The 13,572-nt window shown below is 70.7% G+C and carries 11 protein-coding genes; all 11 read right to left on the reverse strand.

Translation table 11 applies throughout. The annotated features are described in order from the left end of the window. Position 1: 1 nt before the first annotated feature. The gene (locus tag ACFYXF_RS06300; protein WP_389348369.1) at positions 2-1,213 is read right to left on the reverse strand and encodes an SGNH/GDSL hydrolase family protein; all 1,212 of its coding nucleotides are present in this window, start codon (positions 1,211-1,213) and stop codon (positions 2-4) included. A 3-nt stretch (positions 1,214-1,216) separates the two neighbouring features. Then, the gene (locus tag ACFYXF_RS06305; protein WP_389348370.1) at positions 1,217-3,643 is read right to left on the reverse strand and encodes a glycoside hydrolase N-terminal domain-containing protein; all 2,427 of its coding nucleotides are present in this window, start codon (positions 3,641-3,643) and stop codon (positions 1,217-1,219) included. A 26-nt stretch (positions 3,644-3,669) separates the two neighbouring features. Beyond that, positions 3,670-5,478: an alpha-galactosidase D gene (locus ACFYXF_RS06310; protein ID WP_389348371.1), complete on the reverse strand. Its 1,809-nt coding sequence runs from the start codon at positions 5,476-5,478 to the stop codon at positions 3,670-3,672. Positions 5,479-5,565: 87 nt separating this feature from the next. Then, positions 5,566-6,762, reverse strand: coding sequence for an ROK family protein (locus tag ACFYXF_RS06315; RefSeq protein WP_389348372.1), 1,197 nt, complete (start codon positions 6,760-6,762; stop codon positions 5,566-5,568). 102 nt (positions 6,763-6,864) lie between these two features. After that, complete coding sequence (locus ACFYXF_RS06320; RefSeq protein WP_389348373.1) at positions 6,865-7,365, reverse strand: flavin reductase family protein; 501 nt, start codon at positions 7,363-7,365, stop codon at positions 6,865-6,867. Continuing rightward, positions 7,362-7,862 (reverse strand): NAD(P)H-dependent oxidoreductase, encoded by a 501-nt coding sequence (locus ACFYXF_RS06325; RefSeq protein ID WP_389348374.1) that lies wholly within the window; start codon positions 7,860-7,862, stop codon positions 7,362-7,364. The genes ACFYXF_RS06320 and ACFYXF_RS06325 overlap by 4 nt, the downstream gene beginning before the upstream one ends. Then, on the reverse strand, positions 7,862-9,277 hold the full coding sequence (locus ACFYXF_RS06330; protein WP_389348375.1) for an MFS transporter: 1,416 nt from the start codon (positions 9,275-9,277) through the stop codon (positions 7,862-7,864). Before ACFYXF_RS06330 ends, ACFYXF_RS06325 begins: the two co-directional genes overlap by 1 nt. Position 9,278: 1 nt before the next feature. Next, positions 9,279-10,613 (reverse strand): NtaA/DmoA family FMN-dependent monooxygenase, encoded by a 1,335-nt coding sequence (locus ACFYXF_RS06335; RefSeq protein WP_389348376.1) that lies wholly within the window; start codon positions 10,611-10,613, stop codon positions 9,279-9,281. Beyond that, a complete protein-coding gene (locus ACFYXF_RS06340) occupies positions 10,610-11,275 on the reverse strand; it encodes a cysteine hydrolase family protein (protein WP_389348377.1) in 666 nt (221 codons plus the stop codon). Before ACFYXF_RS06340 ends, ACFYXF_RS06335 begins: the two co-directional genes overlap by 4 nt. Continuing rightward, on the reverse strand, positions 11,275-12,336 hold the full coding sequence (locus ACFYXF_RS06345; protein WP_389348378.1) for an LLM class flavin-dependent oxidoreductase: 1,062 nt from the start codon (positions 12,334-12,336) through the stop codon (positions 11,275-11,277). Before ACFYXF_RS06345 ends, ACFYXF_RS06340 begins: the two co-directional genes overlap by 1 nt. A gap of 38 nt (positions 12,337-12,374) precedes the next feature. Beyond that, positions 12,375-13,493: an ABC transporter substrate-binding protein gene (locus ACFYXF_RS06350; RefSeq protein WP_389348379.1), complete on the reverse strand. Its 1,119-nt coding sequence runs from the start codon at positions 13,491-13,493 to the stop codon at positions 12,375-12,377. Between the last annotated feature and the right edge of the window lie 79 nt (positions 13,494-13,572).

The raw sequence follows: 13,572 nt of genomic DNA on the forward strand, positions 1-13,572 counted from the left end.
TTCAGGGGGCGGAGCGATCGCAGTCGAGGTCGTCCAGCCGGACCGCGTCGGCCATCGCCTGCATGCCGGTGTCGTTGGGGTGCAGGTGATCGCCGTTGTCGAAGAACGGCAGGATCCGCTCGTGGTCGTAGGGGCTGCGCAGGATGCGGTCGAAGTCCACCACGGCATCGAACTCGCCGCCGGCGCGGACGAATTCATTGACCTCCCGCCGTACGGCCTCGGCGGGCGCGTCCCACTCGGACCAGCCCTTGAACGGCCCGACCGTGGCCCCGACGACGCACAGCCCGGCCGCGTGCGCCCGGTCGATGATCCGGCGGTAGCCGTCGATCAACTCCCCTGCCGTGACGCCGGTGTGGGCCTTGATGTCGTTGACGCCCTCGAAGAGGAGGACCGTTCGGACGCCGGGGTGGGAAAGCACGTCCCGGTGCAGTCTGTTGAGGGCGCTCTGCCCGGCTCCGTCCGCGAGGACCTTGTTGCCGGAGATCCCTTCGTTGGCCACGCCCTTGATGTCCGTTTCGGGGGCTGCCTGGAGACGGCGGGCCAGGTAGTCGGGCCAGCGGCGGTTCTTGTCGGTGCTGGACTGCCAGCCGTCGGTGATGGAGTCGCCCAGCGCGACGACCGCACCGACGTCCGAGTCCGTCCGTACGGTGACGGCGTCCAGGTAGAGCCATGAGCCGGTGGTTCCGGTCCAGTTGGCGGGGCCTTCCTCCGCCGTGTGGTCGCCGGTGCTGGTGTAGGACGTCTGCATGGCCATGCCGTGCCCAGTCGCCGGGCCGCCCGCGTCGGCCACGTACAGGCTGACCACCAGCGAAGTCGCGGCCGGCAGCCGTCCGGGCAGCGGATCGCTGAGCACGGTCTCACCGGCGGGTACGGTGACGGACCGCTCCCCGCCGAACGACAGCGGCCGGTTGCTGCCCCGGACCAGGGCGGCACCCTCCTTCTGCACGCCCGCGTAGGCCCGGCCGAAGGTCAGGGGCCGGTCGCCGAAGGCGTTGGACAGGCGGACGCGCAGCTGGGTTCCTCCGGCGCTGGTCCGTACGACGAGCCGGTAACCGCGGTTCGAGGCGGCCTCGCCCATACGGTCGGCGCTCGCGCCCCAGGTGACGATCTCGTGCGTGGTCGCGGCAGGGGCCGCCGTCGCCGACGAGGTCAGCCACTGCGCGGCGAGGGTCAACGCGACGCCCGACAGGGCGAGTCGCCTCAGAAGACGCATCGCTCACCGCCCCAGATCGCGCAGCGTCACGGACCGGCCGGGCGACAGGGTGACCTTCCGGGACTTCTCCCCGTACGCCACCGTGGTCGTACGACCGCCGACGCTCGTCACCGTGACCTCGGTCGGCCTGCCGCCCTGCCAACTCAGATCCACGGTGAAGCCGCCGCGTACGCCCACACCCGTGATCGATCCGGACGCGGCCCAGGCATCGGGCAGCGCGGGCAGCAGCTCGACATGGCCGGGGCGGGAGTACACCAGCATCTCGATCATCGCGGCGGGCGTGCCGAAGTTGCCGTCGATCTGGAAGATGCCCCGGCCCTGCCCGACCTCGTAGATGTCGAACAGGTTGGGCGCGGTGCCGTTGCTGCCGTCGGCGGAGGGCCGCAGGTTGTTCACGACGAGTTGGTAGGCGTTGTCGGCGTTCTTCAGGCGGGCCCAGCACAGGGCGCGCCAGGCGTTCGCCCAGCCGAAGCTCTCCATGCCGCGTGCGGTGAGCAGGGCGGTCGCGCCCTCGAGGATGGCCTCAGGCGTGGAACCGTCCGGGCGGATGCGGTCGCCGGGGAACAGCTGGACGAGCGGGGAGAGATGCCGGTGGGTGGTCTCCCCCAGGTTGTCGGGGGACATCCACTCCTCCAGCCAGCCGGTCTTCGGGCTCACCCCCGGCAGATGGAGCTGGCGTTGGAGATCGCCGACGGTCCGGGCGTACGCGGTGTCCTTGCCCAACACCTCGCATGCCGTGCGGTAGTTGGCGAACAGGGACCGGACCAGCTCCTGGGCGTACGTGATGCCCTTGGCGTCGAGCGGGCCGTGCTCGGGCGACCAGTCGCTGTCGGCGACGAGGACGTCCCGCTTCTCGCCGGTCACCGGGTCCGTGACCGTCGTCGTGAGCAGCCGCGCCTCCCAGAACTCGCAGGCTCCCTTGAGCATCGGGTGGATACGGGCGAGATGGGTGCGGTCCTGGGTGAACTCGTAGTGCTCGTAGAGGGAGTTGCACAGCCAGGCGTTGCCCGCCGGGTGCCACCACCAGCCCATGCCGCCGTGGATGTTGGTGGAGATGGCGACGGTCCAACCCGCCAGCTTCCCGGTGGAGTTGCGGTAGCGGTTGCGGGGGTCGTTGAAGTGGGTGCGGGTGAGTTCGGTCCAGGAGGGCAGCTGGGCCAGGCAGTAGTCGGTGAAGGCGTCGAAGCAGTCGGAGAGGGCGGCGCGGTCGGCCAGCCAGTAGTTCATCTGGAGGTTGATGTCGGTGTGGTAATCGCCCATCCAGTCCGGGTCGTTGCCGTCGAGCCACAGTCCCTGGAGGTTCAGCGGCAGACTGCCGCGCGACCCGGCGATCATGAGGTAGCGCCCGAACTGCAGGTATCCCGCTTCGAGTTCGGGATCGGGAGTGCCGTCGGTGTACCGCGCGCGGATCCGCTCCCAGGTGTCCATGCCGCGTTGCAGCGCGGTGGACGTGCCGAGCGACACGTCCATGCGCTCGAACAGCGCGCGGTGGTCGGCGACATGGGTGTGCAGCAGGGTGGTCGCGGAGTGCTCGGCGGCGTCAAGGACTTTCGTACGGGCGAGTCTGCGCGGGTCGAGTGAGGGGGCGCGGTAGCCGGTGGCGGCGTCGGGCGCGTAGTTGGTCCCACCGGCGACGATCACCGTCAGGCTCCGACAGTCCCGGAAGGAGATCCGCGCCCCGTCGACAGCGACGGTCCCGCCGCTGCCGTACGCGGTGACGGCGGCCCCGTACCGAAGCCGGTTCGCGAACTCCCCGCTGAAGGAGGCGTATTGGCCGCCCGATCGGGTTCCCGTGGTGGTCTCGCCGTGGGTGCCGTCCAGGCTGATGGTGCCGGTGTAGCGACCGCCGCCGTCCTGGGTGAAGTGCAGGACGACGACGTCGTCGGGTGCGCTGGCGAAGACCTGCCGCCGGTAGGTCACGCCGGAGCGGACGTACGAGGCGGTGACCAGGCCCTGGCGGAGGTCGAGGGCGCGGCGGTAGCCGGAGACGGCCGAGAGGTCGTGGTCGGGAATGTCGACGGTCAGCTTGCCCAGCAGGGTGAAGGACCCGAAGTTCTCGCGGGCGTAGGGGAATTGGCCGTCGGCGTCGAGGGTGGAGTTGAGGTCGCCGGTCCACATGGTGGCGTCGGTGAGGAACAGCCGCTCCCGGCCGGGGTCGTTGCCCACGAGCGCGCCGAGGCGGCCGTTGCCGACCGGGAGGCCCTGGGTGATCATCGAGCCGTCGTCGGCGGGCGCCTGCCACCACAGTTGGGTGCTGGTCCCCTCGCCCTCCGCGAGCATCGGGGAGTCGGTGGGTCGTCGAGGTGCGGCGGAGGCGGTGAAGGCGGGCAGTCCGCCGAGGGCGGCCAGGGCTCCGCCCGCTGCGGCGAACGAGAGCAGACCGCGCCTGCTGGGGCGGGATTCGGGCGAATCGGGGCGTGGGGTGTCCATGGATGCGCTCCTGTGGGGGTCGGCCGTCAGGACGGGTTCGGTACGTCGATCCGGTCGATGTCCGGGGCGTAGCCGTCACCGCTGTCGAGGGTGATGGTGTTGGCGCCGGCCTTCAGATCGAGCGGCACGCTCACGGTCTCGACGGTCCCCCAGTCGCCCGTGGAGGGGAACTTGTGGCCGGTGGCGCCGCCGCCGTTGGCGGAGATCCGCACCGACCGGGCGTCACCGCTGACGTAGGCGATGTCGACGACGTACCGTCCGGCCTTCGCGACGTTGACGCCGTTCACAGTGAGCTTGCCGCCGAGGTAGAGGTTGCCGACCTTCCTCGCTCCGGAGCAGGCGCCGCAGTCGGCCACCGAGGCGTTGCCGGTGAGGGTGTTGGCCGCCGCCTCGGCCTCGTAGGCGGTCTTCGTCAGGGCTGAGCCTTGAGGCGTGACGGTGAACAGCCGTGAGCCGTGCGCGGGCAGCGCCTGCGTGACCTTGTCCCGGTAGGTGCCGAGGTTCCCGCGGTTCCACAGGTCGCGGACCTTCGCCTTGCCGGAGAAGCCGAGGGCGGCCCAGTCGGCGGTCACGGAGGCAGGGGCCCCGCCGAGGTTGAACAGGGCGACCGTGAAGCTCCCGTCGGGGTTCTTCGCCGCCCAGACCTGCTGGTCGTCGGAGGGGGTGACGGGCCTGGCGGGCGGGGTGTCGCCCTGGTTGACCGCGATGACCTCCCTGTTGGTGAGCAGGGAGAGCCCGTAGGAGTCGAGGCGGGTCAGGTCGTCGCCGGTGTAGAGGGGCGTCTTGGCGATGGCCCACAGGGTGGCGTAACTCTGCCACTCGGCCTTGGTGAGGCCGTCCATCTCGCCGTTGCCGACGTTGAGGGAGTCCAGGTCGTTCCAGCCGCCGGGGCCTGCGTGGCGGGTCCAGGCGGGGGTGTCGTCCCAGCGGTCCTCGACGGAGTTCTCCCAGGTGACCAGGGTGTTGCAGTAGCACTCGACGTCGGTGTCGATGCGCCAGCCGTTGGAGTACCGCTGCCAGTCGGCGACATGGCCGATGTCGAGGGACCAGGACAGTTCGAGGTGGATCGGCCGTCCGTTGGCCGCGATCGCCTTCTGCCAGGCGGCGATGTCGGCAACGTTGTCGTAGTTCTCGCCGCTCTTGAACGAGCCGGGCCCGACACCGTCCAGCTTGAGGAAGTCGTAGCCCCAGTCGGCGAACATCCGGGCCTGGGAGTCGATGTACTTCTGGGCGCAGGGCCGCGAGAAGTCGATCTTGTACGAGCTGTCCCAGCCGTTGGTGGTGCGCAGGTCGCCGTAGACGATGTCGGCGGTCGTGCAGCCCTCGGTGTTCCAGACAGGGACCCTGCCCTCGCCGTACGCCTCCTTCTGCAGCCCGACCGGGAGGTAGATGCCGGGCTTCAGCCCCTTGGCGTGGAGGTCGTCGGCGACGGCTTTCATCCCGCGCGGGAAGCGCCCGGGGTCGGCGGCCTGTCTGCCGAACTCGTCGAAGCGGGGCTTCCAGTCCATGTCCATCCACCAGCCGGCGTCGATGTTGACGTACTCGTAGCCGTACGGCTTGAGCTTGGCGGCGAGGGCGTCGGCCTGCTTGAGGACGTTCTTCTCGGTCAGATAGCTGTAGTCCCCGTCCGGGTTGAGGCCCGGGTACTTGGAGGACTGCATGCTCCAACTGGTCCAGCCCATGTACGGCTTGGCCGCCGTAGGCGATGAAACGGCCTCCGTGGCCGGGGAGTCGGTGGCCGTGGCGGCAGGGGTGAACGCCGTGAGGCCCGTGGTCAGGGCGAGGACGAGCAGGGTGCTGCCGGTGCGGCGGGCACGGTGGGGGGACAACCGCATGGGGGGTTACCTCCGGATGACTGAAGGATGATCATGGCATGCGCATGACATACGGAATGCGTGGTCGGACCTCCACGCGATACGGCTCTACGGCGTCACCCCTGTTCCCTTGGGCGTGTCCGATCGGATGAAGGACTGGATGGCGGTGGCCGCCGCTCCACGCGCCCACTCCTCGAAGGGCAGCGGACGCGTGGTGACATCGCAGCGCGCGGCGGCACCGAAGGCGGAGGCGGCGAAGGTCTCCCTGATCCGCTCGGCGAACAGGTCGTAGGCGGCGAGCCCTTCGCCGGAGATGATCACGCGTTCGGGCCCGAGCAGATTGACCACGGACCCGACGGCCCGTCCGATGACCGCGCCCGCACGCGCGTACACCTCACGGGCTCCCGGGTCGCCGCGATGGGCGAGTTCCAGGGCCTCGGCCGCGTCCGCCACGTCGATCCCGGTCTCCGCCCGTACGTCCCGCACGATCGCCGACTCCGAGGCGACGGCCTCCACACAGCCCCGGTTGCCGCAGTGGCACCGCGGGCCCGCCGGATCGAAGGAGAGATGCCCGATCTCACCGGCGACACCGTGCGCGCCGGAGACCACCCGGCCGCCCACGACGAGCCCGCAGCCGATCCCGGCGCCCACCGTCACCAGCGCGAAGTCGGACAGGCCCACCCCCGCGCCGAACCACTGCTCGGCGACGGTCAGCGCGCGGACGTCGTTGTCGACGGTGACCGGCAGACCGATGGTCATGGCGGCGAGGTGCGCGAGCGGAACGTCCCGCCACTCGAGGAACGGGGAGTACCGCACCATGCCCTCCGTGCGGTCCACATCGCCGGAGACGGCGATGCCCACACCCCTGACCCGCGCCCCCAACTCCTCGGCGTCGGCGAGCAGTTCAAGGGCGAGACCGCTCAAGGTGGCGAGAACGCCCCCGGGCCGCCGGTCGTCGAGCGGGATGTGCCGGGCGACCCTGATACGGCAGCACAGATCCGTCAGTACCGCGATGATCTCGTCGCCCGTCACCTTGACCCCGAGGAACAGCGCACGACCGCCGTGGACCCGCACCGGGTTGGCGGGCCGGCCGAGCGCCCGCCGGTGCTCCTCGTCGACGTCTTCCAGCAGGTAGCCCGTCTCGATCAGGGGCCGGACAGCCTTGGTCACCGCCGCTGGCGACAGGGCGGCCCGCCGCGCGATCTCCGCCCGGGTGACCGGGCCGTGGGAGAGCACGATGGTGAAGATCTGGGCGGCAGCGGGCGTGTGGGCCGGGAACGCCTCGGCAGGCGGCGTCGAGCGCATGGCCCGGAACGTACGGTTCATTCTTTTCTGTTGTCAATAAAAGAAACACGATTCCTGTGAAGTGACTGTTCACTCCGGCGGTTCGCGGGTGATGCGATTCGGTCAGCCGGCCAAGGTCTTGAGCCGTCGGCGGTGCCAGACGACCGGGCTGCGGTCGTCGTCGGCCCTCATGGCGAGCACCCGCAGCACGATGATGTCGTGGTCGCCCGCCGGATAGGTGTGCTCGATCGCGCACTCCAGCCAGATCGGCGCGCCCTCCAGGAAGATCGCACCGGACGCCGCCTCCTGGGTGCCGAGGCCGACGAAGCGGTCCTCCTTGCTCCTGGACGCCAGTTGGCGGGTCTTGGCGCTGTGCTCCTCGCCCAGGACAGAGACCCCGAGCGTGTCGGCGCCGGCCAGCAACGGCCAGGTGGTGGAGGTGTGTTGGACGGCGAGAGAGACCATGGGCGGCTGGTAGGAGACGCCGACGGTGAACGACGAGACGATCATGACGGTCGGCTCGCCGTCGACCCGGGCCGAGACGGCGGCCACCCCCGACGGGAATCCACCGAACGCCTCGCGCACCTCGTCGGGGTCCGAGGTGAGGCCTTCGAGCGCGGTCATCGTGCCGTCCTCGCCTTCGCCGCGTCGAGCACGGTCCGGCCCCAGCGCCCGGTCCAGCGGGCCAGTGAGTCGTCCGTCGTGTAGGTGGAGTCGAGTTGGTAGAGACCCTGGGCGGGGCAGATCGCGCCGAGTTCCACCAGGACGGGTTTGAGGGTGAGTTCGGGGGCGAGCGCGTGCGCGGGTCCCGCGCCGAGCATCAGGGGCACCGCCACCTGCCCGGCGAGCCCGGTGTCAGTGGGGAACCGATCGAGGAACAGTTTCAGCAGCCCGGTGTAGGTGCCCTTGTACGTGGGCGACGCGGCGATCACCACATCGGCGGCGCGTACTCGCTCCACGGCCGCGCTGACCTCGGGGTCGTCCCAGGCGAGCAACCCCGCCCCCAGTTCGGTGACTTCGAGGACATCGCAGTCCAACCCGAGAGCGGCGGCCAGACGTTCGGCGGCGTCACGGGTGCGCGAGGCGGCCTTGGGGTTTCCGACGACGGCTATGGCCTTCATCAGGCGACTCCTGTGGGTAGTTCGGACGCGGCGGTGGCCGCCGTGTCCGGTGCGGGTGGTGCCGCCTTGGGCGGGTCGACGCGCAGCAGCAGGGCGGAGAGCAGGCTGAGCAGCCCGACGGCGGCGAGCGAGCAGAGGGCGGCGGCATAGCCGTACGCGGTCAGCAGCACGGCACAGACCGCGCTGCCCAGGACCGCGCCGAGTTGCTTCATGGCGTTGAAGGCGCCCGAGGCCGCGCCCACCTCGTCCGGGGCGACGGTGGTCACCGCCGCGATGGACAGGGGCGACCAGACGAACGCGTTGGCGACCCCGTACAGCGCGAAGGCCGAGGTCAGGGCGGCGACCGGGGCATCGGCGGCGACGAGCGCGGCGGACGCGCCGACGGACAGGACAAGCGCGCACGCGCCGACGACCGCGACGGCACGGGTCCCGACGCCGTTGTTGAGGCGGGCCGACACCGGAGCGCCGAGCACACACACCAGGCCCATCGGGATCAGGGTGAGTGCCGCCTCGCCGGGCGAGAGTCCGCGCTCCCGCTGGAGGTACAGCATCACCGGGATCATGGCGGACCCGGAGCAGAAGGCCGCGGCGGCTGCGCCCCAGGTCGCGGTGACGAACCCCCGGGTGCGGAGAAGGGAGATCGGCACCAGGGCCCGTGTCCCTTGGCCGCGTTGCAGCCACACGACGGCGGCGACGGTCAGCGCGCCGACGCCGGCCAGCAGCCAGCGGGGCACTCCCCACACGTCCGTGCCGGTCGCGTCGGTGCCCTGGACGCCGAGGACGAGTGCCCCGGCCCCGGCCGCGTTGGCGCAGATCGCCCAGACCGGGATGGCCGCCGCCTGGCGCGGCAGGGCGGGGACGAACACCGACACGGCGGCCATCGCGGCGACGCCGACCGGGACGTTCACCCAGAACACCGCGGGCCAGCCACCGACGGCGACGAGGAACCCGCCGACCAACGGCCCGGCGGCCACCGCGGCCCCGCCGACCGCGCCCCAGACACCGAGGGCGACGGCCAGGCGCGGCGGCCTGAACAGGGCCTTGATGAGGGTGAGGCACTGCGGGGTCATCAGCGCGGCGCCGACGCCCTGCGCGACCCGCCACACGATGAGGCCCTCGATGCTCGTGGCGAGGGCGCACAGCAGCGACCCGAGGGTGAAGACCGCCAGTCCGACGAGATGGACGCGCCGATGCCCGTAGCGGTCGCCCAACCGCCCCGCGATGACCAGGGGGACCGCGTAGGCGATGAGATACCCGCTGTTGACCCACATCGCGCGGGCCTCGCCGGTGTGCAGCCCGTCGATCAGCGCGGGCAGGGCGACCGAGGTGACGGTGCTGTCGAGCAGCAGCATGAAGAACCCCGTGCACAGGCTGGCGAGGGCGAGCCAGTCCCGTCGCTCGCTCCCAGCGGTCATGTCACACCGCCAGGTTCTCGCGCAATGTGGCGCCGGCGGCCGGGGAGGCGAGGGCGCCTCGGCGGCGCAGTTCCGGCAGGAGCAGTTCGCTGATGTCGGCAAGACCGGAGGGCATGGCGAGCGGGCTGGAGAGCATGTAGCCGCCGCGTGACCCGGTCGCCGCGAAGTTCTCCTGCAGTTCGTCGGCGACCGACTCGGCGTCCCCGACGATGCTGTGGTCGAGGCCGGTGGCCCGGCCCCGGCCGTGGTCGAAGAACTCGTCGCGGCTCATCGTCGACTCCTCCCCGAACTCCGCGATGAGCGAGCCCACGAGCCCCGCGGGGGACGCGTTGGCCGCGACGAGTTCGTCGCGCAGCTCGCCCAGCCGGAAGGTCTCCGGGAGCGTCGACAGGTCGTAGCCCATGTTGTGCGAGAGGTGGATGGCGACGGTCTCCTCGTTCCAGAAGGCGTGCACCTCGTCGCGGCGCGCCCGTGCCTCGGCGGCCGTCCGGCCGACGATGACCTGGGTGGCCCAGAGGATGCCCGTGTCGGCCGGGTCCCGTCGCTCGGCGAGGAGGGCCTCGTCGAGGAGTCGGCGGTGCCGCAGCTGGGAGGCGAGGTTGCCGCCGAAGCCGAAGATCAGGTCGGCGAAGCGGGCCGACGCGGCGATGCCACGGGGCGAGTTGCCCGCCTGGACGATGAGCGGGTGGATCTGTGGGCCGGGTACGGAGGCGAGCGGTCCTTTCACGTCGAAGAAGCGGCCCTTGTGGTCGATCGGGTGCACCTTGGCCGGATCGGCGAAACGGCCCGTCTCCCGGTCGCGCACGATGGCGTCGGGTGCCACGGAGTCCCACAGCGCACGGCAGACCTCGACGAACTCCTCCATCCGCTCGTAGCGCAGATCGTGGTCCATCAGCTCGCCGAAGCCGTAGTTCGCCGCGTCCGCGCCCCGGGTCGAGGCGACCACGTTGAACGCGATGCGCCCGCCGGTGACATGGTCGAGGGAGTTCAGCAGCCGGGCGACGTAGAACGGGTGCATGAACGTCGAGGAGTACGTCAGCCCGAAGCCGATCCGCTCCGTCACCGTGGCCATCGCCGCGATCACGGGCGCCATGTCGTGGCGCGGCCACTGGATGCCCCACTCCACAGCGGGCTCGATACCGCCACGCCAGGTGCTCGGGATGCCGCTGCCGTCACCGAAGAACAGCAGGCCCACCCCGGCGCGTTCGGCCGTCCGCGCCAGTTCCATGAACATGCGTACGTCGGGGAAGTCCAGCCCCACCCAGGAGCCCGGGCGGGCCCAGGCTCCCTCGGTGTGGGTGAAGGAGAGGTCGAAACCTATGTGCATGCCGCTCATCGCGAGTTCCTCTCCCACAGTGCGGTGACCTCGTCGGCGTCGGCGAGCACGGCCACATTCAGCGCGAGCTGCTGGAGGGCCGCCGCGTTGACGTCGAGGTCGTACGCGGCCGTGGCGTCGGTGGGGACCACGACCGGCCAGTCCAGCTGTACGGCGTCCTGGGCGGTGGCGTACACACAGCACTCGCTGGTCAGCCCCACCACGGTCAGCCAGCCGCAGCCGGCGGCGCGCAGCCGTGCGTCGAGACCGGTGCCGAGGAACCCGCTGTAGCCCCTCTTCACGACGCGCTCCTCGCCCTCGGCGGGCCGCATCCGAACCCACTCGGCGCCGTCCGTGCCGATACGGCAGGGCTCGTCGGGGCTCATGGGGGCGTCGTAGTCCCCGCCGCGCAGCCAGTTGCTGGCCCGCCAGGGCCGTGCCGGATCGCTCCCCAACTCCACCCAGACTACGGGCACTTGGGCCGCGCGTGCGGCGTCCACGAGGTGTCCGATGCGGGTGACAGCTTGGTCGAGGGCGGTCAGGGCGGTGTCCGTCAGGCCGTACTCCGTCAGCCGGTCCGGATCGGCGAAGTCGCGTTGTACGTCGACCACGAGCAGGGCGGGCGCGCTGCCGGGGCGGGAGAGGTGGGCGAACTGCCGTGCCCGCAGGTCGGTGCCGGGCATCAGGCCGTCACCCCGTCGCGGGCGCGCAGTTCGGGCAGTACGGTCTTGCCGAACAGCACCATGTCCTCGTCGTACTCGGGGAAGATCAGCATCAGCCCGTCCAGGTCCGCCTCCCGCACGATGTACTCGATGTGGTCGGTGACCGTGCGCGCCGACCCTGCGACGTACGGGGTCTGGAACGCCGCCTCGCCGTCCGCCCCGTCGGCCCAGGCGCGGGCCTGCTCCTCGGGGATGCCCCAGGCGCGCCGCATGTGGACCAGCGCCTCCCTGTCCAGGCCCGCGCCCCACTCCCGCACCTTCTGCGCCGCGAGTTCGTCGGTGTCGTCCTGGACGACCGTGAGCATCGAGTAGGTCTTGCAGACCCGCCCGGCCGCCCGCGCCCGCTCGTGGACGTCCGCCGAGAGCTCGCGCATCTCCTCCAGGCTCTCGGCGGCCAGGAACGCTCCGTCGGCGTACTTGGCCTGGAAGCGGCGGGCGTCCTCGGAGCGGCCGGCGCTGATGACGGTGGGGCGGACCTGGGGGCGCGGCCGGGACTCGCAGTCGACCAGGTCGAAGTACGGGGTGCGCAGGGTGACGGAGTCCTGGGTCCACAGGCGGGTGACCGCCTCCGTCCACAGTTCCGTCATCCGGTAGCGGTCCGCGTGGGTGAGCTTCGGGTCCCACTCGCCGAACTGCTCGAACTCCTCCGCGTAGGAGCCGTTGACGATGTTCAGTCCGGCCCGGCCGCCGGAGATGTCCTGGAGGGTGGCGAACATCTTCGCCGCGACGGCCGGGTTGTGGACGTTGGCGTGCAGGGTCGCCCAGATCTTGACCCGGCTGGTCGCCTCGGCGAGCGCCGCCATCATCGTCATCGACTCCAGGGAGCGCCCCCAGTGGTCGGTGCTGCCGCCGAAGCCGCGCCACTTCGCCATCGACATGACGAAGTCGAGGCCGATGTTCTCGGCGTGCACCGCGGCACGCCTGTTCCAGGCGTAGTTCGCCTCGGGGTGGGGCGCGGTCGTGGACAGCATCCAGCCACCGTTCCCGATGGGGAGGAAGATTCCGTACTCTTTCGTGGGCACGTTGCGGGCCTTTCGTGGGCGGTGCGGGACGACGGCGGCTACGGGGCGGGCCAGACCAGCTTGTCCCCGTCGTGGATGTTCTTCACGAAGGACCCGTCGAACCATTCCTCGGCGCCGGCCGGGGTCACCTCGCCGGAGACGATGTCGAACTGCCGCAGCATCTCCACGATCCCCTTGACGTTGGCGGTGTCGATGCCGCCGCGCGGCACCCCGGGGGTCGGGCTGTCCTTGACGATCTGCGTCTCGGTGTTCCAGATGGTCGTGTTCAGCTTCTTGTCGTACGTCGGCCCGGACAGGTCGGCCGCGTAGCCGACACACTCGGCGGTCTTCGTGGCGTCGGCCGTGCAGTAGTCGTAGGCGTGCAGCGCGGCGCGCAGAATGTCCTCGACGGCGTGCGGGTGCTTCTTGGCGAACGCCGGGCTGACGGCCATCGCGCCGAGCGAGCCGGGGACACCGAGGTCGGACGGCTGCCACACGGTGACCGGCTTGCCCGCCGCCTTGAGCTGGTTGGGCTCGTTGGAGACGAACCCGGTGAGCGCGGCGAGGCCGCCCTGCCTGCGGGGCAGTACGGAGGGGTCGTAACCCTGCTTGACCAGCTTCAGCGAGTCGTACTTCACCCCGGCCTTGACCAGCATCGCCCGGACGGTGGCGGGCATGTAGCCCTTGTGGCCGACGACCTTGCCGTCGAGCTGGGTCAGCTTGGTGATGTCCTTGTTGGTCATCAGGATGTCCAGGCCGGAGTTCGAGTACGAGGAGATGCCGGTGATGTCGATCCCGTTGGCCCGGGACTGGATCACGTCCTGCTCGGAGATCGGGCTGACGGTCGCCTGGCCGCTGGCGAGGAGCTTGGTGTTCTGCGCGGTGTCGCCGGTGCCGGGCTTGAGGGTGACATCGAGGCAGAGGTCCTTGAAGTAGCCGAGCTTGCTCGCGGCGATGTACTCCAGGATCGACACCGACGACTGGTACTGGTAGCCCGACAGGTAGGTGATCTTGCCGGCGGCCTTGTTCTCGGCGCAGCGATCGGCGGAGATCGCGGACCCCTCGGAGCCCTTCGAGGAAGCGCTGTCGGAGCCGGAACCGCAGCCGGCGACCCCGGCGGTCATGGCGAGGGCGGCGACACAGGCGAGGGACGCTCTGATGCTGAGGCGGGAAGGCATGGGTGACTCCAGACTGGCGGTGGCCGCCGGGTGAGGGTGTGGTGGGAATCGGTCGGCTGCGTGCGTCAGCCGTGTGCGC

This window comes from Streptomyces sp. NPDC002680 (genome assembly GCF_042889145.1).
Taxonomy (GTDB): Bacteria; Actinomycetota; Actinomycetes; order Streptomycetales; family Streptomycetaceae; genus Streptomyces; species Streptomyces adonidis.

Coding starts and splice junctions, on each gene's coding strand:
- ACFYXF_RS06300 (WP_389348369.1), bottom strand. CDS start 1,213: ATGCGTCTTCTGAGGCGACTCGCCCTGTCGGGCGTCGCGTTGACCCTC.
- ACFYXF_RS06305 (WP_389348370.1), bottom strand. CDS start 3,643: ATGGACACCCCACGCCCCGATTCGCCCGAATCCCGCCCCAGCAGGCGC.
- ACFYXF_RS06310 (WP_389348371.1), bottom strand. CDS start 5,478: ATGCGGTTGTCCCCCCACCGTGCCCGCCGCACCGGCAGCACCCTGCTC.
- ACFYXF_RS06315 (WP_389348372.1), bottom strand. CDS start 6,762: ATGCGCTCGACGCCGCCTGCCGAGGCGTTCCCGGCCCACACGCCCGCT.
- ACFYXF_RS06320 (WP_389348373.1), bottom strand. CDS start 7,365: ATGACCGCGCTCGAAGGCCTCACCTCGGACCCCGACGAGGTGCGCGAG.
- ACFYXF_RS06325 (WP_389348374.1), bottom strand. CDS start 7,862: ATGAAGGCCATAGCCGTCGTCGGAAACCCCAAGGCCGCCTCGCGCACC.
- ACFYXF_RS06330 (WP_389348375.1), bottom strand. CDS start 9,277: ATGACCGCTGGGAGCGAGCGACGGGACTGGCTCGCCCTCGCCAGCCTG.
- ACFYXF_RS06335 (WP_389348376.1), bottom strand. CDS start 10,613: ATGAGCGGCATGCACATAGGTTTCGACCTCTCCTTCACCCACACCGAG.
- ACFYXF_RS06340 (WP_389348377.1), bottom strand. CDS start 11,275: ATGCCCGGCACCGACCTGCGGGCACGGCAGTTCGCCCACCTCTCCCGC.
- ACFYXF_RS06350 (WP_389348379.1), bottom strand. CDS start 13,493: ATGCCTTCCCGCCTCAGCATCAGAGCGTCCCTCGCCTGTGTCGCCGCC.